Source organism: Sphingopyxis sp. C-1 (genome assembly GCF_001047015.1).
GTDB lineage: Bacteria > Pseudomonadota > Alphaproteobacteria > Sphingomonadales > Sphingomonadaceae > Sphingopyxis.
Genome location: NZ_BBRO01000001.1, coordinates 425,930 through 445,624 on the forward strand (window position 1 = coordinate 425,930; position 19,695 = coordinate 445,624).

The 19,695-nt window shown below is 64.5% G+C and carries 24 protein-coding genes; 8 read left to right on the forward strand and 16 right to left on the reverse strand.

Translation table 11 applies throughout. From position 1 onward, the window contains the following. Positions 1-65 precede the first annotated feature (65 nt). A complete protein-coding gene (locus SC1_RS01820; protein ID WP_193749080.1) occupies positions 66-566 on the reverse strand; it encodes an Lrp/AsnC family transcriptional regulator in 501 nt (166 codons plus the stop codon). A 159-nt stretch (positions 567-725) separates the two neighbouring features. Here SC1_RS01820 and ald point away from each other — a divergent pair, with 159 nt between their 5' ends. The 6 genes from ald (at position 726) to sdhA (ending at position 5,965) form a co-directional block, all read left to right on the forward strand. Next, complete coding sequence (gene ald, locus SC1_RS01825; protein ID WP_062176813.1) at positions 726-1,841, forward strand: alanine dehydrogenase; 1,116 nt, start codon at positions 726-728, stop codon at positions 1,839-1,841. 23 nt (positions 1,842-1,864) lie between these two features. Further along, entirely contained in the window at positions 1,865-2,095 is a 231-nt protein-coding gene (locus SC1_RS01830; protein WP_062176817.1) for a hypothetical protein, read from the forward strand. Between the two features lie 37 nt (positions 2,096-2,132). Continuing rightward, a complete protein-coding gene (locus SC1_RS01835) occupies positions 2,133-3,200 on the forward strand; it encodes a S9 family peptidase (RefSeq protein WP_083435620.1) in 1,068 nt (355 codons plus the stop codon). 111 nt (positions 3,201-3,311) lie between these two features. Further along, positions 3,312-3,761 (forward strand): succinate dehydrogenase, cytochrome b556 subunit, encoded by a 450-nt coding sequence (gene sdhC, locus SC1_RS01840; RefSeq protein ID WP_083435621.1) that lies wholly within the window; start codon positions 3,312-3,314, stop codon positions 3,759-3,761. Further along, positions 3,754-4,161 (forward strand): succinate dehydrogenase, hydrophobic membrane anchor protein, encoded by a 408-nt coding sequence (gene sdhD, locus SC1_RS01845; protein WP_062176825.1) that lies wholly within the window; start codon positions 3,754-3,756, stop codon positions 4,159-4,161. Before sdhC ends, sdhD begins: the two co-directional genes overlap by 8 nt. Before the next feature lies 1 nt (position 4,162). Then, positions 4,163-5,965, forward strand: coding sequence for a succinate dehydrogenase flavoprotein subunit (gene sdhA, locus SC1_RS01850; RefSeq protein ID WP_062176828.1), 1,803 nt, complete (start codon positions 4,163-4,165; stop codon positions 5,963-5,965). 63 nt (positions 5,966-6,028) lie between these two features. Here sdhA and SC1_RS01855 read toward each other — a convergent pair whose 3' ends face one another. From SC1_RS01855 to leuC, 5 genes are all read right to left on the reverse strand, one after another. Next, positions 6,029-6,322 (reverse strand): hypothetical protein, encoded by a 294-nt coding sequence (locus SC1_RS01855; protein ID WP_062176830.1) that lies wholly within the window; start codon positions 6,320-6,322, stop codon positions 6,029-6,031. A 74-nt stretch (positions 6,323-6,396) separates the two neighbouring features. Then, positions 6,397-6,678 (reverse strand): DUF167 domain-containing protein, encoded by a 282-nt coding sequence (locus SC1_RS01860; RefSeq protein WP_238586712.1) that lies wholly within the window; start codon positions 6,676-6,678, stop codon positions 6,397-6,399. Then, positions 6,675-7,670: an NADPH:quinone oxidoreductase family protein gene (locus SC1_RS01865; protein WP_062183374.1), complete on the reverse strand. Its 996-nt coding sequence runs from the start codon at positions 7,668-7,670 to the stop codon at positions 6,675-6,677. Before SC1_RS01865 ends, SC1_RS01860 begins: the two co-directional genes overlap by 4 nt. A gap of 31 nt (positions 7,671-7,701) precedes the next feature. Continuing rightward, entirely contained in the window at positions 7,702-8,292 is a 591-nt protein-coding gene (gene leuD / locus SC1_RS01870; protein ID WP_062176833.1) for a 3-isopropylmalate dehydratase small subunit, read from the reverse strand. After that, complete coding sequence (leuC, locus tag SC1_RS01875; protein ID WP_062176836.1) at positions 8,289-9,719, reverse strand: 3-isopropylmalate dehydratase large subunit; 1,431 nt, start codon at positions 9,717-9,719, stop codon at positions 8,289-8,291. The genes leuD and leuC overlap by 4 nt, the downstream gene beginning before the upstream one ends. A gap of 208 nt (positions 9,720-9,927) precedes the next feature. Here leuC and SC1_RS01880 point away from each other — a divergent pair, with 208 nt between their 5' ends. Beyond that, positions 9,928-10,446: a sterol desaturase family protein gene (locus tag SC1_RS01880; protein ID WP_062176837.1), complete on the forward strand. Its 519-nt coding sequence runs from the start codon at positions 9,928-9,930 to the stop codon at positions 10,444-10,446. A gap of 92 nt (positions 10,447-10,538) precedes the next feature. Here the strand turns inward: SC1_RS01880 and SC1_RS01885 are convergent, their stop codons facing one another. The 7 genes from SC1_RS01885 to SC1_RS01915 all read right to left on the reverse strand — a co-directional run bounded on the left by SC1_RS01885 (position 10,539) and on the right by SC1_RS01915 (position 16,269). Beyond that, a complete protein-coding gene (locus SC1_RS01885; RefSeq protein ID WP_062176840.1) occupies positions 10,539-11,219 on the reverse strand; it encodes a glutathione S-transferase family protein in 681 nt (226 codons plus the stop codon). Next, on the reverse strand, positions 11,207-12,184 hold the full coding sequence (locus SC1_RS01890; protein WP_062176842.1) for an NAD(P)-dependent oxidoreductase: 978 nt from the start codon (positions 12,182-12,184) through the stop codon (positions 11,207-11,209). Before SC1_RS01890 ends, SC1_RS01885 begins: the two co-directional genes overlap by 13 nt. A gap of 66 nt (positions 12,185-12,250) precedes the next feature. After that, on the reverse strand, positions 12,251-13,531 hold the full coding sequence (locus SC1_RS01895; RefSeq protein ID WP_062176844.1) for a serine hydrolase: 1,281 nt from the start codon (positions 13,529-13,531) through the stop codon (positions 12,251-12,253). A gap of 70 nt (positions 13,532-13,601) precedes the next feature. Further along, positions 13,602-14,051: a hypothetical protein gene (locus SC1_RS01900; RefSeq protein WP_062176847.1), complete on the reverse strand. Its 450-nt coding sequence runs from the start codon at positions 14,049-14,051 to the stop codon at positions 13,602-13,604. Then, positions 14,044-14,679 carry a CoA transferase subunit B gene (locus SC1_RS01905; RefSeq protein WP_062176850.1) on the reverse strand — a complete coding sequence of 212 codons (636 nt, stop codon included), beginning with the start codon at positions 14,677-14,679 and terminating at the stop codon, positions 14,044-14,046. Before SC1_RS01905 ends, SC1_RS01900 begins: the two co-directional genes overlap by 8 nt. A 1-nt stretch (position 14,680) precedes the next feature. After that, positions 14,681-15,559: an HAD family acid phosphatase gene (locus tag SC1_RS01910; protein WP_062176854.1), complete on the reverse strand. Its 879-nt coding sequence runs from the start codon at positions 15,557-15,559 to the stop codon at positions 14,681-14,683. Continuing rightward, positions 15,559-16,269: a CoA transferase subunit A gene (locus tag SC1_RS01915; protein ID WP_062176857.1), complete on the reverse strand. Its 711-nt coding sequence runs from the start codon at positions 16,267-16,269 to the stop codon at positions 15,559-15,561. The genes SC1_RS01910 and SC1_RS01915 overlap by 1 nt, the downstream gene beginning before the upstream one ends. A gap of 90 nt (positions 16,270-16,359) precedes the next feature. Between SC1_RS01915 and SC1_RS01920 the strand changes: the two genes are divergently transcribed. Beyond that, positions 16,360-17,253 (forward strand): LysR family transcriptional regulator, encoded by an 894-nt coding sequence (locus SC1_RS01920; RefSeq protein ID WP_062176861.1) that lies wholly within the window; start codon positions 16,360-16,362, stop codon positions 17,251-17,253. Positions 17,254-17,456: 203 nt separating this feature from the next. Here SC1_RS01920 and SC1_RS01925 read toward each other — a convergent pair whose 3' ends face one another. The 3 genes from SC1_RS01925 to SC1_RS01935 are packed head-to-tail and all read right to left on the reverse strand — an operon-like array spanning position 17,457 to position 19,686. Continuing rightward, on the reverse strand, positions 17,457-18,116 hold the full coding sequence (locus tag SC1_RS01925) for an HAD-IA family hydrolase (protein WP_062176864.1): 660 nt from the start codon (positions 18,114-18,116) through the stop codon (positions 17,457-17,459). Between the two features lie 19 nt (positions 18,117-18,135). Then, positions 18,136-18,537 (reverse strand): hypothetical protein, encoded by a 402-nt coding sequence (locus tag SC1_RS01930; protein ID WP_062176867.1) that lies wholly within the window; start codon positions 18,535-18,537, stop codon positions 18,136-18,138. A 45-nt stretch (positions 18,538-18,582) separates the two neighbouring features. After that, positions 18,583-19,686, reverse strand: a complete 1,104-nt coding sequence (locus SC1_RS01935; RefSeq protein WP_062176869.1) for a DUF2855 family protein — start codon at positions 19,684-19,686, stop codon at positions 18,583-18,585. Between the last annotated feature and the right edge of the window lie 9 nt (positions 19,687-19,695).

Genomic DNA, 19,695 nt, shown 5'->3' on the forward strand with positions numbered 1-19,695 from the left:
TGTTGCCCGCATGCGTCCCATGAAACTGGTGAACGGGATATGCGACGGAAATGGTAAAAGCGGTGTTAACCCCGGGCTAGCGTCTTGCCTTCGGCGCCCGTCGATGGGGACGGCACGGGATAGCCCTCGAACGCCTTGATCGTGCGCAGCGCAAAGGCGCTGTGCATCGCCGCGACACCCGGCAGGCGCGAAAGGCAATGACGGTGCAGCCGATCGAAATCGGCAACGTTACGCGCCGCGACGCGCAGCCGGTAATCCGACGCCCCCGACAAAAGCTGGCATTCGAGGATTTCGTCGAAGCTCTTCACCGCGCTCTCGAACGCGGTCAGCGCTTCCTCGCTTTGCGACGTCAGGCTGATGTCGACGAACACGTCGAGCCCGAGCCCGATGCTTTCGGGATTCAGGCGCGCGGTATAGCCGGCGATGATGCCCGCCGCCTCCAATGCGCGGATACGGCGGTGGCAGGCCGACGCCGACAGGCCGACGGCTTCGCCCAGTTCGGCCGCCGGTCGCGGGCCGCCGCGTTGGAGCAAGTCGAGCAACTTCACGTCGATCCGATCAATCATTGTGCGCCATCGATCCATTTCACGCCAAAATCGTGCAATTATGTCGCGAATCTGCGAAGGATATGCAAGCACCTCGCGAGCTATTTCTGTTAAAAGCGCCGACAAGTTTTCGGCGGCAATAATCGATCGCCGATGACACCCAATATTCGGAGAGCGACCATGATCATCGGCACCCCCAAGGAAATCAAGAACCACGAATATCGCGTCGGCCTGACCCCCGAGAGCGCGCGCGAACTCGTCGTTCACGGTCACCGCGTCCTCGTCCAGACCGGCGCGGGCGAGGGGATCGGCGCGCACGACCGCTATTATGTCGAAGCGGGCGCCGAGATCGTTCAGACCGCCGAAGAAATCTTCGCCACCTGCGAAATGGTCGTGAAGGTCAAGGAGCCCCAGCCCGTCGAGCGCGCGATGCTCCGCCCTGACCAGATCCTCTACACCTACCTCCACCTCGCGCCCGATCCCGACCAGACGCGCGACCTGATGAAATCGGGCGCCGTCTGCATTGCCTATGAAACCGTCACCAGCCCGCACGGAGGCCTGCCGCTCCTGAAGCCGATGAGCCAGGTTGCGGGTCGCATGTCGATTCAGGCCGGCGCGACCGCGCTCGAAAAGGCGCATGGCGGCCGCGGCGTATTGCTCGGCGGCGTCCCCGGCGTCGCGCCGGGCAAGGTCTGCGTCATCGGCGGCGGCGTCGTCGGCTTCAACGCGGCGCAGATGGCGGCGGGCCTCGGCGCCGATGTCACCATCCTCGACCGCGATCCCGAAGTGCTTGAACGCGTCGGCACCTTTTTCGAGGCGCGCGCCAAGACGCGCTTCTCGAATCGCGCGAACCTGGCTGAATGCGTCGCCGAGGCCGACCTCGTCATCGGCGCGGTGCTGATCCCGGGTGCCGAAGCGCCGAAGCTGGTCACACGCGAGATGCTCGGCACGATGCGCCCCGGCTCGGTGCTCGTCGACGTCGCGATCGACCAGGGTGGCTGCTTCGAGACGAGCCACGCGACGACGCACGCCGACCCGACCTACGTCGTCGACGGCATCGTCCATTATGCGGTCGCGAACATGCCGGGCGCAGTCGCGCGCACCAGCACCTATGCGCTCAACAACGTAACCCTGCCGCACGCGCTGCGCATCGCCGATCTGGGGTGGAAGGAAGCTTTGAAGCGCGACGTGCATCTTGCGCAGGGTTTGAACGTTTGGAATGGTAAGGTGACGTTCGAAGCCGTAGCGGAAGCGGTCGGAACCGATTATGTGCCTGTCGAACAGGCGCTCGCCTGATAAGACAAGGATATAGAGAGACGATGACCGAGCCAGTGGCACCTCCCCCGCCCGAAGAGAAAGAAAATGAAGTGCTGCGCGCGGCGCGCGAGCGTCAACAGCAGCGCGAAGCCGCCGAAGCGGCGCAAGCTGCCGATCAGGAAGCGGGCAAGGGCAAGCGCGGCTGGAAGACCGCGGCGGCGGCTGGGCTTGGCATCGGCTCGGCTGCGGTGATTGCGGCGCTGCTCTACGCGAACCGCGGCAAGATCAAGTGAGGCTGTTCCCGGCGTCTTCGGGCGTGCGGGTGGCCTGATGCGAACCGCCGCCGGTCTTTGGGCCATCATGGCCGGCGTTGCGGTTTTGCAGCCCGCCACAGCCAGCCCGGCCGCGCCGCCGCCCTGGAGCGCGCCCGCTACGACACGGGTGACGACCGAGGATCGCCGCTTCATGAGCGGCGATACCGAACTCGTCGGCACGCTCTACATGCCGGCCAGCCGCAAGCCCGTCGCGGCGGTCGTCGTCACGCACAGCGCTTCGTCGCCGCTTCGCACCGCATCGCTTTACGATCATCTCAAGACTGCGCTCCCCGCACTCGGGATTGCGGTCTTTGTCTATGACCGGCGCGGATCGGGGCAATCCGGGACAAAGACGGCCGGGGGCGACTTCGCGCTCCTCGCCGACGATGCGGTTGCTGCGGTGCGGAGCCTGAAGGCGGACCCGCGCATTGATCCGAAACGCATCGGCACCTGGGGACTGAGTCAAGGGGGCTGGATATCGCCGCTCGCGGCATCGCGCAGTACCGATATCGCGTTTGTGATCGCCGTCTCGGCACCCGTCGTGACGGCGGACGTGCAGATGCTCTTCTCCTCGACCAATCATCTCATCGCCAACGGCCATTCGCAGGCCGAGGTCGACCAGATGGCTGCGACGCGCAAAGCGGTCGACGATTATATGCGCGGGTCGGGCAGCCGCGAAGCCGCGCAGAAAATGATCGACGCGGCCAAGACGCAGCCGTGGTTCAAATATACCTATATGGGCGAAACGGTACGCGACCGCGCGGTTTCGGGCTGGCGCCGCGAGATCGAGAATGATCCCCTCAAGAATCTGTCGGCGGTCACCGTCCCGACGCTTGTCCTCTATGGCGCCGACGATGCGGTCGTGCCGGTCGCGGTTTCGGTCGAGCGTCTGAAAGCCATCGCGGCGCAAAAGCCGAAGATGGCGGTGCACAGCATCGCCGGCGCCGATCATGCTATGGAGATGTCCGCCGACCGGAAAGTCTCGCTCGATCCGAAACATGACGGGACCGAGCGGCCGGATTCGGCCGAATATATCGCTCTTCTGGCGAGTTGGCTCGCGATCAACGGGTTCGTCGCCAACTGAATAGCCGGAAACCGAGCGATTTATTCCCCTATGCTCCTAAGCAATTGCATATCGCGGCGGGAAGGCTTAACCGGCGGCGCATCGACCGTTTAGAGTCAGGACAGGGCTGATATGGCTGGCAATCAACCGAGCGCGCGTCCGCGCTCTCCGCATCTACAGGTGTATAAATGGACCCCAGCGATGGCGGTCTCGATCTTTCACCGCGTCAGCGGCGATGGTCTCGCGATCGTCGGCGGCCTGATGTTCCTTTGGTGGCTGGGGGCGCTCGCCGCGGGACCCGACGCCTATGCGGCGTTCATCGCGTGCGTCTGGCACGATCCCAGCCCCGAAGTCGGCACGCTGCACCAGGTCACCAACATTCTTGGCAAGGTCGTGCTGATCGGGCTGACCTGGGCCTTCTTCCAGCATCTCTTCTCGGGCCTGCGCCACTTCGTGCTCGACACCGGCGCGGGCTATGAGCTCAAGACCAATAAAATCTGGTCGACGCTCGTTTTCGTGGGTTCGATCACGGCGACCGCTGCGGTCTGGCTCTATGTATTTGCGGAGGCGCTCAATGGGTAACGGAACGCGTCTCGGCCGCGTGCGCGGGCTTGGTTCGTCGCACCATGGCTCGCACCACTGGATCCAGCAGCGCCTGACCGCGCTCGCCAACGTCCTGCTCGTCACCTGGTTCGTCGTCTCGATGTTCCGCCTGCCGCTCGGCGATCATGCTGCGGTGCTGCGCTGGGCGTCGAACCCGACCGTCGCGCTCGCGCTGATCCTGCTCACCGCCAGCGTCTTCTGGCACCTGCGGCTGGGGCTTCAGGTGATGATCGAGGATTATGTCCACGGCGAAGCGACCAAGATCCTGTCGCTCGTCCTTTTGAACTTCTACGCGATCGGCGGCGCTGCCTACGGCATTTTCGCCATCATCCGCATCGCGCTTGCGCCCGCCGCCGGGCTCGCTCCGGGGGGCATGTAAGATGACCGACGCCTACAAGATCATCGACCATATCTATGACACCGTCGTCGTCGGTGCCGGCGGCTCCGGCCTGCGCGCCACGATGGGCAGCGCCGAAGCGGGGCTGAAGACCGCCTGCATCACCAAGGTGTTCCCGACGCGCAGTCACACGGTTGCGGCGCAGGGCGGCATTGCGGCATCGCTCGGCAATAATTCGCCCGACCATTGGCAGTGGCACATGTACGACACCGTCAAGGGTTCGGACTGGCTCGGCGACCAGGACGCGATCGAATATATGGTGCGCGAGGCGCCGAACGCGGTTTACGAACTCGAGCACGCCGGCGTGCCGTTCAGCCGCAACGCCGACGGCACCATCTATCAGCGCCCGTTCGGCGGCCATATGCAGAATATGGGCGAAGGCCCGCCGGTGCAGCGCACCTGCGCCGCGGCCGACCGCACCGGTCACGCGATGCTCCACGCTCTCTATCAGCAGTCGCTGAAATATGACGCGGACTTCTTCATCGAATATTTCGCGCTCGACCTGATCATGGAAAATGGTGAGTGCCGCGGCGTGATTGCGCTGTGCATGGAGGATGGCAGCATCCACCGCTTCCGTTCGCAGGCCGTCGTGCTTGCAACGGGCGGCTACGGCCGTTGCTATTTCACCGCGACCTCGGCGCATACGTGCACCGGCGACGGCGGCGGCATGGTGCTACGCGCCGGCCTGCCGCTTCAGGACATGGAGTTCGTCCAGTTCCACCCGACCGGCATCTATGGCGCGGGCGTGCTGATCACCGAAGGTGCGCGCGGCGAGGGCGGCTATCTGACCAACAGCGAAGGTGAGCGTTTCATGGAACGCTATGCCCCGTCGGCGAAGGATTTGGCGTCGCGCGACGTCGTGTCGCGTTCGATGGCGCTCGAAATTCGCGAAGGCCGCGGCGTCGGCCCGCACAACGACCATATCTTCCTGCACCTCGACCATATTGATCCCGCCGTGCTCGCCGAGCGCCTGCCGGGGATTACCGAGAGCGGCAAGATTTTCGCGGGCGTCGACCTCACGCGCCAGCCGCTGCCGGTCGTGCCGACGGTCCATTACAATATGGGCGGCATTCCCTGTAACTATCATGGCGAAGTCGTCACGCTGGGCAAGGACGGTCCCGACACCGTGGTTCCGGGCCTGTTCGCGGTCGGCGAAGCCGCGTGCGTGTCGGTCCATGGCGCGAACCGCCTTGGGTCGAACAGCCTGATCGACCTTGTCGTCTTTGGCCGCGCCACGGGGCATCGCCTGAAGGAGATCCTGAAGCCCGGTGCGGCGCAGCAGCCGCTGCCGAAGGACAGCGCCGACCTCGCGCTCGCGCGCCTCGATCATTTCCGCAATGCGAACGGCGGCTCGCCGACCGCGGAAATCCGTACGGAGATGCAGCGCGCGATGTCGCAGCACGCGGCGGTGTTCCGCACCGACGAGCTGATGGCGGAGGGCAAGGAAAAACTCACCAAGACCTATCAGCGCATGAACGACGTGCATGTCACCGACCGCAGCCTGATCTGGAACACCGATCTTGTCGAAACGCTGGAGCTCGACAACCTCATCAGCCAGGCGACGGTGACGATGCATTCGGCGTTCAACCGCAAGGAAAGCCGCGGCGCTCACGCGCACGAAGATTTCCCGAATCGCGACGACGCGACGTGGATGAAGCACACGATCGCATGGTTCGACGGTTGGGGCGGCAAGGGCGGCGGCGTTCGCCTCGATTACCGTCCGGTCCACGAATATACGCTGTCGGACGATGTTGAGTATATCAAGCCGAAAGCACGCGTTTACTGATCGGCTTTGCGGGATAGACGGGGTCGCGAGTGATCGCGGCCCCTTTTTTGTCCAGTGGTTGCGTTACTCGCCGAACAGACTGCGCACGGGGTTGATGTCGGAAAAGGGCACATCGACGTCCTCGCCCATGAGCCACAATTTCTGGCACGCGATGGCAAAGAACATTGCCGCAATCGTCCAGACGATGAAGGTCTTGCGAGCGATCCAGCGGCGTTCGGCTTCTGCAGCCTTGGCCCGGGCCTTGTGGTCGATGCCTAGTTCGCCTTCGAATTCGGCGACGAGTTGAGCACGGCGGGTACGCGAAATATTCGCGATACTCGCGTCACCTTCCGCGGATTTCGATCGGCGTTTCGCCATTGCTCCAACCCTGGCCCCAGCTAGTCCTACCTCCGTCTATAGCGCGCGGCTCCTGCTAATTGGTTAACCCGGCGCTATCGACTCGTCGCAATTCCTATCAGTTTGACGCGGGCCGCCGCGCCGCGGAGCAGTGTCAAATCGCGCGGCGGGCAGCCGAGCACGGCGGCGAGCAACCGCAGAACCGCGTCGTTCGCGGCGCCGTCGGCGGGCGGCGAGGTGACGCGGACCTGCACGGCGCCGTCCTCGACGCGAACCTCGTCGCGCCGTGCGCCGGGCGTCACGCGGACCTCGATCCGCCCCGATGCGGCGAGCGCGCGCAGCGCATCGGTCAGTGCGGGATCGGGGCGATATTTCAGATGGTGATGACCAGCTTGCCGACCGCCGTCCGGTCGCCAAGCTTGGCAATCGCCTTGCCGCCGTCTTCGAGGCTGAAGCTTTCGGTGACGCGCGGCTGGATTTTGCCCTGTTCCCACAGCTGGAACAGCCGCGCGATATTGGCGCGGTTGCGGACTGGGTCGCGCATCACGAAGGCGCCCCAGAACACGCCGGCGACGTCGCAGCTCTTGAGCAAGGTCAGGTTGAGCGGCAGGCGCGGGATACCCGCGGGGAAGCCGACGACGAGATAGCGTCCCTCCCACGCGATCGAGCGCAGCGCGGGCTCGGCATAGTCGCCGCCGACCGCGTCATAGATGACGTTCGCGCCATTGGGCCCGACGGCTTCCTTGAACTTGTTCGCGAGTTCTTTCGACTGATCCTTGTCGAACGGCTGGCGGCCATAGACGACCACATCGTCGGCGCCTGCGGCCCGAGCGATTTCGGCCTTTTCTTCGCTCGACACGCCGGCGACGACGCGCGCGCCGAATGCCTTGCCGAGTTCGACCGCCGCGATGCCGACACCGCCCGAGGCGCCGAGAACGAGCAGGGTGTCGCCTTCCTCGATGTGACCGCGATCGACAAGTGCGTGGATGCTGGTGCCATAGGTCATCAGCAAGGAGGCACCTTCCGCGAAGCCGTGCGCTTCCGGGAGGTGATAGACATTATGCACCGAAACCGCGACCGCCTCGGACATGCCGCCGTTGCCGCAGCCTGCGATTACGCGGTCGCCGACCTGGAACTCCGTGACACCTTCGCCAACTTCGGCGACAAGCCCCGCGACTTCGCCGCCGGGTGCAAAGGGGCGTTCGGGGCGGAACTGATATTTATCCTCGATGATCAGCACGTCGGGGAAGTTGACCGCACAGGCCTTCACGTCGATCACGATCTGGCCCTTGCCCGCACTGGGGCGTGGCAGTTCGCCCAAAGTGAGCGTTTCGGGGCCGCCGGTTGCGGTCGACAAGAGAGCCTTCATCATCTTCTCCTCTTATGGTGTTTATCGTGCCTTATGCTGCGGGCCGCATCCACGGCCGCTCGGTGTCGAGTTTGGCTTCGTAAGCGCCGATCGCCGCGTCGCTCTTTTCGGTCAGCGAAATTTCGTCGAGCCCCTCGAGCAGGCACATCTTGCGGAACGGGTCGATCTCGAAAGTGAAGCGGTCCTGGAACTGCGTCGTCACCGTCTGATGCTCGAGATCGACGAACACCGGGTCCGTGGCCGCTACCTCCATCAACCGGTCGATCGCCGCCTGGGGCAGGACGACGGGCAGAATGCCGTTTTTCACCGCGTTGCCCGAGAAGATGTCCGAGTAGGAGGGGGCAATCACGACGCGGATGCCAAGGTCGCCGAGCGCCCATGCGGCATGTTCGCGGCTCGACCCGCAACCGAAATTGTCGCCCGCGATCAGGATCGGCGCGCCCTTATATTCGGGGCTGTCGAACAGATTGTCGGGATCGGCGCGCAGGCTCTCGAACGCTCCGCGCCCCATGCCCTCGCGCGTCGTCGTCTTCAGCCAGTGCGCTGGAATGATGACGTCGGTGTCGACATTCTTGAGCCCGAACGGGATCGCGCGGCCTTCGACCTTGTCGAGCGGGGTCATGCCATCAGCTCCCTGACGTCGGTGAGCTTGCCCGTCACCGCCGCCGCCGCCGCCATCGCGGGGCTGACGAGGTGCGTGCGCGCGCCCGGACCCTGACGGCCGACGAAGTTGCGGTTGCTCGTCGAGGCACAGCGTTCGCCTGCAGGCACCTTGTCGGGGTTCATCGCGAGGCAGGCCGAGCAGCCGGGCTCGCGCCATTCGAGGCCGGCGTCGGTAAAGATGCGGTCTAGCCCCTCGGCCTCGGCCTGTGCCTTGACCAGCCCCGACCCGGGGACGACGATCGCCCAGCGGACATTGTCGGCCTTGTGGCGGCCTTTGATCACCGCCGCGGCGGCGCGCAGATCCTCGATGCGGCTGTTGGTACAGCTGCCGATGAAGATATTCTCGATCGGCACATCCTGCATCCGCGTGCCGGGTTCGAGCCCCATATAGGCGAGCGATTTGGCGGCGGCGGTTTGCTTCGACGGATCGGCGAAACTGTCGGGGGCGGGCACGACGCCGGTAATCGGCACGACATCCTCGGGGCTGGTGCCCCAGGTGACGCTCGGCGCGATGTCCGCGGCGTCGATGACCACCACCTTGTCGTAGGTCGCACCCGAATCAGTCGTGAGGCTCTTCCAATATGCAACTGCGGCATCCCAGTCGGCGCCCTTCGGCGCATAGGGACGGCCCTTGAGGTATGCGAATGTGACCTCGTCGGGCGCGATCAGGCCCGCGCGCGCGCCGCCCTCGATCGCCATATTGCTGACGGTCAGCCGCCCTTCGACCGACAAGGCGCGGATCGCGCTGCCGGTATATTCGATGACATGTCCGGTTCCGCCCGCAGCGCCGATCACGCCGGTGATGTGGAGAATGACGTCCTTGGCCGACACGCCGGGGCCGACTTCGCCCTCGACGCGCACTTCCATCGTCTTCGACGGCTGGAGCAGCAGGGTCTGCGTCGCGAGCACATGCTCGACCTCGCTTGTCCCGATGCCGAAGGCGAGCGCGCCTATGCCGCCATGGCAGGCCGTATGGCTGTCACCGCAGACGATCGTCGTCCCGGGCAGCGAAAAGCCCTGTTCGGGGCCGACGACATGCACGATGCCCTGTTCGGGCGCGACAGCGTCGATGTAGCGGATGCCAAATTCAGGCGCATTCTTTTCGAGCGCCGCCAATTGCGCCGCGCTTTCAGGGTCGGCGATCGGCAGCTTGTGTCCGGCCGCGTCGAGCCGGGCCGTCGTCGGCACATTATGGTCGGGGACCGCAAGCGTCAGATCGGGGCGGCGCACCGTGCGGCCAGTCGCGCGAAGCCCTGCAAAAGCCTGCGGGCTGGTGACTTCATGGACAAGGTGGCGGTCGATGAAGATCAGAGCGGTTCCATCGGGGCGCTGTTCGACGACATGCGCGTCCCAGATTTTCTCATAAAGGGTGCGGGGCCGAGTCATGCGGTTCACTTAAGCCTGTGGCATAACAATGCAAGCGAGTGGCGATCAAAAACGCAATTTTCGGTCGCGCCGTTTTCTGCCTTCTTTGGTCATGCCGGACTTGATCCGACATCCCTCATTGCGACGGTGACAAGCGGGACCCCGGATCGAGTCCGGGGCGACGGAGAGGTGATGGCGCGGTCGCTGTAACCGTTCTATAATCCCTCGCATGTCGACGCTCGCCATCCTTGCGCTCATTCTCGCCACCGTCGTGGCGATGGAGTTGGTCGCTTGGGCGAGCCATAAATATATCATGCACGGCTTTGGCTGGGCATGGCACCGCGACCATCATGAGCCGCACGACAAGATGCTGGAAAAGAACGATCTGTTCGGCCTCGTCGGCGCCGCGATGAGCATTTCGATGTTCGTTGTCGGCAGCCCGATGATCATGGGCGCGGATGCGTGGGAGCCTGGGACTTGGATCGGGCTCGGCATCCTCTTTTACGGGATCATCTACACGCTGGTGCACGACGGGCTCGTCCACCAGCGCTATTTCCGCTGGGTCCCGCGGCGCGGCTATGCAAAGCGGCTCGTTCAGGCGCACAAACTCCACCATGCGACGATCGGCAAGGAAGGCGGCGTGAGCTTCGGTTTCGTTTTCGCGCGCGATCCCGCGAAGCTGAAGGCCGAATTGAAGGCGCAACGCGAGGCTGGAGTCGCGGTCGTGCGCGAGGCGCTGGTCGATTAACTCCCGTCATTGCGAGCGCAGCGAAGCAATCCAGAGTAGCGTAACCGCTCTAGATTGCTTCGCTACGCTCGCAATGACGACGGATAGGGGGCTTAGGCTGTTCGATAGTCGGCGGTAATCGCGCCGGCCGCCATCAGCTCTGCCTCATGGCTTTCCTCCCGCCAGCTTTCGGCCAGCGCCTGCCGTTCCCAGTCCTGCATCGCCGGATGTGCGAGCATATGGTCGACCCACGCCTGTCCGGCGCCAACGTCGAGGCCATAGGTCCGGATGCGAAAGGCGACAGGGGCAAAGAAGGCATCGACTGCGGTAAAGCGGTCGCCCGCGAGGAAGGGGCCGCCAAAGCGCGACAGGCCCTCGGCGAACAATTCGCGGATACGTGCGACGTCGAGCCGCAGCGCCCCCGACGGAGGCTTGGGCGTGACGCGAACGCCGACGTTCATCGTGCAATCGTTGCGCAGCGCCGAAAAGCCGCTGTGCATCTCCGCCGCCGCGCATTGCGCCCAGGCGCGCGCATCGGGGTCGGTCGGCCACACGCCGTCATGCCGATCGGCGAGGTAGAGTGTGATGCCGAGCGAGTCGTAAACCGTCCGCCCTTCGTCGAGCAATGCGGGCACTTGCCCCGTCGGCGAAAAGCTTCGAAACTCGTCATAGTTGATCGGGTTGCTGAAGGGTTCGATCTGGTCTTCGAACGCGATGCCCAGCGCGCGCATCAGCATCCACGGGCGGAGCGACCAGCTCGAATAATTGCGGTTGGCGGTGATCAGCACATACATGCTTGGCGCTCCTGTGCGATGATGGGCGAGGTATAGTCGGGATCGTGTGCAAAGGGCAGCTCGGCGCCCTCGCGCAGCGCCGCGAGCACGCTGCCGAAATCGGTCGCGGCGCGCCAGCCGAAGCGACGCTCGGCGCGCGACGGATCGTAAACGCGGTCGATGATTTCCGGGAGCACCCAGCCCTTGGCGGCATAAAGGTCGGCCGCGTCTGGATAGTGGCGTGCGATGACGGCGCGCGCATCGCGGGCGAGCTCCTCGGCTTCCTCGCGCGCGAAGGGCGGCGGGGCGGAGAGGATGAAGGTGTCGCAACCGATCGACGGCGCGGCCTCGAGCGCAGCGAGATGCGCCGCGGCGGCATCCTCGACGGTCAGGCGGCGATTGAGCAGCTCATTCGCTTTCAGGTTCGGACCGCTCGGCACGGCATGCGTGTCGTCATCCTCGGGGAAGAAACGGCCGGTACGCAGGATCAGCGCGGCGATGCCATGCTCGCGGTGGACCAGCTTGCATGCCTGCTCGGCCGCAAGCTTGGTGATCCCGTAAATGTTGCGCGGTTCGATCGGACCGAAATCCTCGTCCATCCACCAGGCGCCCGCCGCGCCTGCGCCGGCGCGCACGTCGCTGCGGATCATCAGCGACGTCGTCGAGGTAAAAAGGAAACGGTCGTTGCCGGCGGCCACCGCGGCCTCGATCAGGTTGAGCGTGCCGCTGACATTGACGTCGACGAATGCCTGCCGCGGATAACGCGCGATGTCGGGCTTGTGCAGCGCGCCGCCGTGGATGACCGCATCGATGCCATGCTCGCCCATCGTCCGGTCGATCAGCGCGCGGTCGGCGACGGTGCCGATCACCTGCGTGTGCGCGCCGGGAACGACGTCGAGCCCGGTGACCTCATGGCCGTTTCCAGCGAGCAGCGGCGCGAGATAGCGCCCCAGCCAGCCCGACGATCCGGTCAGCAGCACGCGCATCGATCAATCTCCTCCCGGCCTTGTCCGCGCGCCTCATACACAGGCGGCGGACGTGGGGAAAGCCAGTTACCCTTTCGGATCTGCGGTGGCCGGTCTGGGCTTCGCGGTGGCGGCTGTCGGCTGTGGCAGTTCGCTCAGGTCGAGCCAGCCTGCGTCGTCGCGTTTGTGATAGCTGTCGATCACCGTGAACGGGATACGGAACGGAAATCCCCAATCGCTGTTCCACAGCGCCACGACGCCCGTCCGCGTCGCGGGTTCGAAGATCATCGTCGCGCGATATCCCTCGACCGCGCCCGAATGGCCTTCGAGTCGGTTGCCGGCATAGGTAAAGCTCCGCCAGCCAAGGCCATAACCCGCGTCACCCGTCGCGGCCCGCAAGGTGCCGCCATAAAGCCGTCCGGTGCCGACGCGCGGGTGGTGGGCAAGCTGCAACACCGGATCCGGCAGCACGTCGGGGCGCTTCCCCATCATGGCCTGCATCCATTTGGCGAAATCGACGATATCGCTTTCGACCCCTGCGGCGGCGGGGACGCGCCAATAGGCTTCCTTGATCGGGCGGATCTGCGCGCCGCGGTGCGGCTTCGCCCAATCCTTTGCGCTTGTCAGCCGATCCCTTCCATAGCCTGCGCTGACCATGCCGAGCGGGCGGAAAAAACGGTCCTCGACCGCGTCGGCGAAAGGCTCGTTCGCGGCCTTGCCCAATATCTCGCTCGCGGTGTCGAAAGCGACATTCTGATAGGTATGGCACGTCCCGGGATCACATTGCAGCGGTGCCGCGGCAAGGCTGGCGCGCAGCGCGGCCGGATCCTGCCCTTCCTCCAGTTTCTCGTCATAGGCGTTTTTGGTGAGGCCGGTGCGCTGGGCCAATAGCTGGTCCAGCGTGACGTGCGCCTCGGCGCCGCGGGGCAGGCGCAGCGATGTGCCCCAACTCGCGACCGGGCGGTTCAGGTCGAGCGAGCCGTCGTTGGCCAACGCGGCAGCGAGAACGCCCGTTGCGGTCTTGGAAACCGAGGCCCAGCGAAACAGCGTTTGCGCCGTTACGGGTGCACCGGTCGAGGCGTCGGAAACGCCATAGGTGCGCACGAAGCTGAGTTTTCCGTCTTCGACCACGGCCACCGCCAGCCCTGCCATCTCGGGACGCTGCGACAGGGCGGCGAGTTGCCGGTCGAGTGCGCGATAGTCGATGCGGCCGCGCCATTCGGCGGGCGTGTCGGGCAGGTTCTCGGGCGCCGAAATCGGGATCGGTACGCTCGCAAGCGGGTGGTTGCCGCCAAGGGCGTGAATGCCAAGCCAGCCGGCGGCCACCAGCGCGGCGGCCACGATCAGAAAAACAAAAACCCGCTTCATTGACTCTCGATTGGACTGCGACCTCGTAATTGGCGGCCGTCTTAGCCGCGACTTCCGCGGCCGTCACCCCTCAGGGTGCAAGATGGCGCCACGCCTTGAACGTCCCGGCGGCGTAAACCGCACCATAGACAAGGACGATCAGCGACGACCAGATCGCGAAACTGTCGCTATGTTGCGGCCGCCACATATGGAGCGGTACGAAAATGAGCCCGCGGAGCAGATAGATGGCGGCGATGACGATCAGCCCCGTCCGCAGCAAGGGCAGACGCGGGAGCGAGCCGGCTCCCGAAAAGGCATAAGCGGCCCAGACAAGCAGGATGGCACCAATTGCCAGCGTGATCAGCGTCGGCCGCAGATCGCCGCGCGCTGCCGCGCGCGCCATGCCTTCGCCCGCGCCGAAAAAACGATACCAGTCGGGGCCGCCGAAAATGCAGGCAATATGAAGCAGCGCGGCCAGGACCGACAGCCACCCGCCGACAATCAGCCAGGTGGTCCCGGGATTGGCCGCAACATTATGCAATATAATGCGCCGTCGTTTTTTCCGCGACTTCCTCGGCGGTGACGCCCGGCGCCAATTCGATCAGCTTGAACGGGCTGTCATGATTGTCGCGCTTGAACACCGCGAGGTCGGTGATGATCATGTCGACGACATTCTTGCCGGTCAGCGGCAGCGTGCATTCGGGGATGAACTTGGGGCTGCCGTCCTTGGCATTATGTTCCATCACCACGATGATCTTCTTGACGCCCGCGACCAGGTCCATCGCGCCGCCCATGCCCTTGATCATCTTTCCGGGGATCATCCAGTTGGCGATGTCGCCATTTTCGGCGATCTCCATCGCCCCCAATACGGTGAGGTCGATATGCCCGCCGCGGATCATCGCAAAGCTGTCGCTCGACGAGAAATAGGCCGACTGCGGCAATTCGCTGATCGTCTGCTTGCCCGCATTGATCAGGTCGGGATCTTCATCGCCTTCATACGGAAAGGGCCCGATGCCGAGCATGCCGTTTTCCGACTGCAACGTCACGGTCATCCCCGCCGGGATATGATTCGCGACGAGCGTCGGGATGCCGATGCCGAGGTTGACGTAATAGCCGTCCTGCAGCTCCTTCGCGGCGCGCGCCGCCATGTCATCACGCGTCCAGGCCATGTCAGTTAGGCTCCCATTGCTTGTCGGAGGGGAAGGCGTCGCCCCAGCCCAGTTTTTCCCACGGGCCATAGACGGGGTTGGGAAAAAGGAACCAGCCCTTGTCCCAGAGTGCGATGGCGCCCGCGCTGGTGGCGAGCGCCATGCGCTGCGCGGCGGGCAGATCCTTCACGTTGAACTGCTGGCTGAAATCGCCAAGCTGGTCGCCGCCGAGGATGATCACGCAATATTTCGAGGCGATTGTCGCGCGGCGCGGGTCCTTGCTCGACCCGCCGGCGTCGTCGCCCATCAGGAACAACGTCTCGCCATGCTTGAACTCGCCGAGCCCGGCGGCGCGGAGCGTATCTTCGCTGCCCTTGGCATTGGCGGCGCTGCGGTTGGTGTTGGCGATGACGGTGATGCCCGCAGCGCGGAGCCGGTTCACCATCTCGACCGTGCCGGGCATCGCGATCGCCTTGCCGGCGCCGGTCTTTTCCCACTGATCCCAGACCTTGAGGTCAAAGCCGGTGCCCTTTTCGGCAAAATGCCGCATCGGGCCGAGGTTCCAGATCAACGTTTCGTCGGCGTCGAAGACCGCAGCGAAGGGCTTGTCGCCGCACGGCTCGAACGTCGGCGCGTCGATCGACGCCCCGGCCGCCAGCACAACGCTGTCCTTCGGGCGCTGCTTGATCCGCCACACGCCATAATCGGCGATCCGCGCATTGGTCGCGCGCACTGCAACCGCGGCTTCGGGCGAGCCATAGAGATATTGCAGCGCGACGGGCGGCTTTGCGGCTTCAGCGGGGGCCGCCGTTGCGGGCGGAGCCGGGACCGCCGCCACCTCGGCCGGCGCGCTGGCGCAGCCCGAGAGGAGCAACGTCGCCGTGATGGCGAGGCTACGCATCACGCCGTCTCGCGCGGGCGTGTCGTGCGGAATTCGATCTTTTTGTCGTACGGCGCGCCGAGGACGAGCCGCTTCACATAGATGCCGGGCAAGTGGATCGTGTCGGGATCGAGGCTGCCGACCGGCACGATTTCCTCGACCTCGGCGACGCAGATTTTCGCCGCGGTCGCCATCGGCTGGTTGAAGTTGCGCGCGGTCTTGCGGAAAATGAGGTTGCCGCTCTCATCGGCCTTCCAGCCCTTGATGATCGCAAGGTCGGCGAAGATGCCGCGTTCGAGGATATAATCCTGCCCGTCGAAATTCTTCACTTCCTTGCCCTCGGCGACAAGCGTGCCGACGCCGGTCTTGGTATAGAAGCCTGGAATGCCCGCGCCGCCCGCGCGGCAGCGTTCGGCCAGCGTGCCCTGGGGACAGAATTCAACCTCGAGTTCGCCCGCCAGATATTGCCGCTCGAACTCCTTATTCTCGCCGACGTACGACGAGATCATCTTTTTGACCTGCTTGGTGCGGAGCAACTTGCCCAGCCCTTCGCCGTCGATTCCGGCATTGTTGCTGGCGATGGTGAGGTCCTTCGTCCCGGCATCGCGGATCGCGTCGATCAGCCGTTCGGGAATACCACAAAGGCCGAAACCGCCCGCGCAAATCTGCATTCCGTCAAACAGCAGGCCCTCGAGGGCGGCGGCGGCGTCGGGATATTGCTTCTTCCCCATGGGATGGCTCTCCTGAGTGATTTCGCGCGCGACCTTGGCGCATTTGATCCATCAATTCTAATTGTTCGATTTTTGGATTATACATAGACGATGTCTATCAATCGCGTCTCGCTCTATCATCTCGAAACTCTGCTCTGGATCGACCGGCTCGGCACCTTCTCGGCCGCGGCCGAGCGGCTCAATACAACGCAGCCGACGGTCTCGGCGCGGATGCGCGAACTCGAACAGCGGCTCGGCACCGCGCTGTTCCGCCGCGAGGGGCGCGCGATGTCGCTCACCGCGGCGGGGCGCAAGCTTGTACGCGATTGCGATCCGCTGCTCCGCGACATGCAGGTCGCGCTCCTCGGCAGCGGCGGTTATGGCGAGGCGAGCGGTGTCGTGCGCATCGGTGCGGGAGAAATCGCGGCGGCGAGCTGCCTTCCGGCGTTTGTGGCCGGACTCAAGACCGACATGCCCAATGTCGGGCTCGAAATCGAAATCGACCTCACCGCGAACCTGATCCAGCAACTGCTCACCGGCCGCACCGACATCGCTTTTGCCGCAGGACCGATTGCGCACCCGGCGCTGAAAACCAGCCCGATTGGTGCGGTCGAACTCGTCTGGCTCGCTAGCCCCACCGTCGCATCGGCCTTTGCCGGCGGCAAGGCGATGCTTCCCATATGGTCGCTCGCCAGCCATTCGCCGATCCACGGCCGTATGCGCGAGGCGATCGAGGCGTCGCGCATCGCGCAAAAATCGCTCAACCTCTGCAACAATGCCCGCACGATGATCGACATCGCAAAGGCAGGCGGAGGCATCGGCATTTTTCCGCAACCGATGGTACGCAGCGAAGTGGCGAGCGGCGCGCTCGTCGAAATCGACGCGATGCCGGCTTTGGCCCCGGTCGAGTTTCAGGTCGCGATGCGCGTTGCCGACACCGAGCCGGTGCTGACGCAGATTTTCGAGCGCGCGGCGAGGCTGAATCTTGCGGAGGCGACGGTCTGAGCCAAACGAGCCGCAAGCGACGGGTTTCGAGCCTCTCCATATCGTCACCCCGGACTTGATCCGGGGTCCCGCTATTTCGTGAAGCGTGCCGGTGCCTTCAAAAAGCGGGATCCCGGGTCAAGCCCGGGATGACGGAAGAGAGTGACTGCACGTCAGCACCCCACCCCGATGCCGCCATCTTTGGCGGGACAGAAAGGTCACCGTCAGGGCAGCTTCACCCCCAACACCGCCGACAGGTCGGCAAGCGCCTGTTCGCCGCTCGTCACCTTGATAGCGTGCATGCCAAGCTGGCTTGCCGGTTTGCAGTTGATGCCGAGGTCGTCGAGATAGATGCATTCAGCGGGTTCGACGCCCAGCTTCTCGCACATCATCAGGTAAATCCGCGGATCGGGCTTGCGCACCCCGGCCTTGCTCGATTCGATAACATGCGCGAAGCGCGCCATGATATCGGCGACCTCGATCGCGGCCTCTTCGCTGCGCGTCATGCCCGCGCCGCCTATGCCCATCTTGCCGCCCGGCACATTGTTCGTGATGCACGCGATGGTGAAGCCTCGATCTTTCAGCGTGTCGAGCGCCGCTACCATCGCCGGACGTACCGCGCCCGCGATCACGGCGAGCACCGCTTCGCCTTCCAGCTCATGCCCCAGCGCGCGCGCCTCGTCGGCGAACAGCGTGTCGAAGGTCGCTGCATCGATCTCGGCGCGCTCGAATTTCGCCCAGGCATTTGCGTCGGGATTGATTGCGTTGACGCGGCGCACGAAATCGCGCGGCAGGCCGCGCTCACCCTCCAGCCGGTTGAACGCTTCGAAGGGAGAGGCGGTGATGACGCCGCCGAAATCGAAAATAACGGTCGTATAAGTCATGGGAGAGGGATGAACCTTGTTACTTGGCGGGACTGGCCGAGCGGTTGCCCGACCAACTCGCATCGTCGATGGTAAGGTCGAGCCGGTCGGGCGAGCGTACCGTGTCGAGCAGGAAGACATAGGGTCCGCTTGCGGCAAGGATCGCTTCCATCGCCTTTTCGAGCGGGATGGTGACGGTCGGGATGCGCGCATGGCTCGATTTGATCTCGACCTTGTTCGGTCCGGTGCGCGTAACCGTGATCGTCACGCCGTTTTTCGACGAGCCGCGTGCGTCGGAGATGATGTCGCCCTTGTAAGTGCCGGCGACGCGGTCCGCCAGGTCGGGCTTGTGCGCGGGTGTGGCCTTGGGTGTTTCGGCAAGTGCCGCTCCCGCCGGAAGCAGGAGCGCGAGCGAGGCAGCGAAGACTAGGGTACGAAGCATGGTCGGTCCTTTCGTGCGGCGGGGAAGGGACTGCTCATGCGACCCTCATGGGACGACGACGATCCCCTGTTTGGGGTCGGCCTGTCCCGAGAGCATCTCCCGATAGGCAGCGAGCGCCGCGTCGCCGCCGCTGCGCTTATCGACCGATGCCAGCCGCGGTGCAACATCCATGAAGGCAAGCCACGCCTCGGCAATCTTCTGCCCGAATGCCGCGCCGCCCCAATCGGTGATGCGCTTCTGGCTGCGGCCCGGCGCGAAGAAGCCCTGCCGCTCGGGGCCGGGCAGGCCTTCGACATCGGCTTGCGCATCCCAATGCGACTTGCCGACGATGATCGATGCCTTGAGCTGGTTGCCGAAATGGCTGTGCACGCTACGCGTCACCGCACCATTGCCCGCCATGTCGACCAGCGCGGCCGGCGTCGACGCGTTCAGCGTCATGATCTGGTCATAGCTGACGACGCGGTCGTAAATGCCCTGCGCGGCGAGTGCATCGACATTGGCGGCGCTGGTCAGCCCGATCGTTTCGGGACGCTCTGCGCGCTGGCCCAGCGCGAAGCCAAGACCGATGGCCGTTTTGCTCGATGCGCTGGCGATCAGTATCTGCTGGACGCCATAATCGGCCTCATCTTCGAACTGGTCGGCGATCAGCCATCCGGTCAGGAAGAGCGGGCGGAACACCGGCCAGTAATCATGGTCGGCGGCGCGATAGTCGGGCAGCGCCGCGATTCGCTGATAATTGTTGTAAATGGGGGGCAGGGTGGTGCGCCGCGGTGTCACGTCGGTAAAGCCGCCGGGCCCCGCTTTTCCGACATTGAGGACCGCATCGCTCGCCATCGGATAATAGCCATAGAAACGGTCGCCGACCGCCACGCCTTCGGCGGCGCTTTCGGTCACCGTCGCAAAACCCCAGACGGGCAGGCGGCCGGGTTCGCCGGGCTCGGCAAAGAAATCCCAATAGCCCTGATCATTGCCGAACAACCCGGCGGGCTTTCCGAACACCGCATAGGTGATGTTGTTCGCGGTCATGGCATAGCTGTCGAGATGGACACGGATCTGACCCGGCGCGAGCGGCGCCGGGGCTTCCTCAACCAGTTGAACTTGCGTGATATCGTCGCGATCGATGTCGATCGCCCAGCTTTTTGCGCTCATTCCGGACCC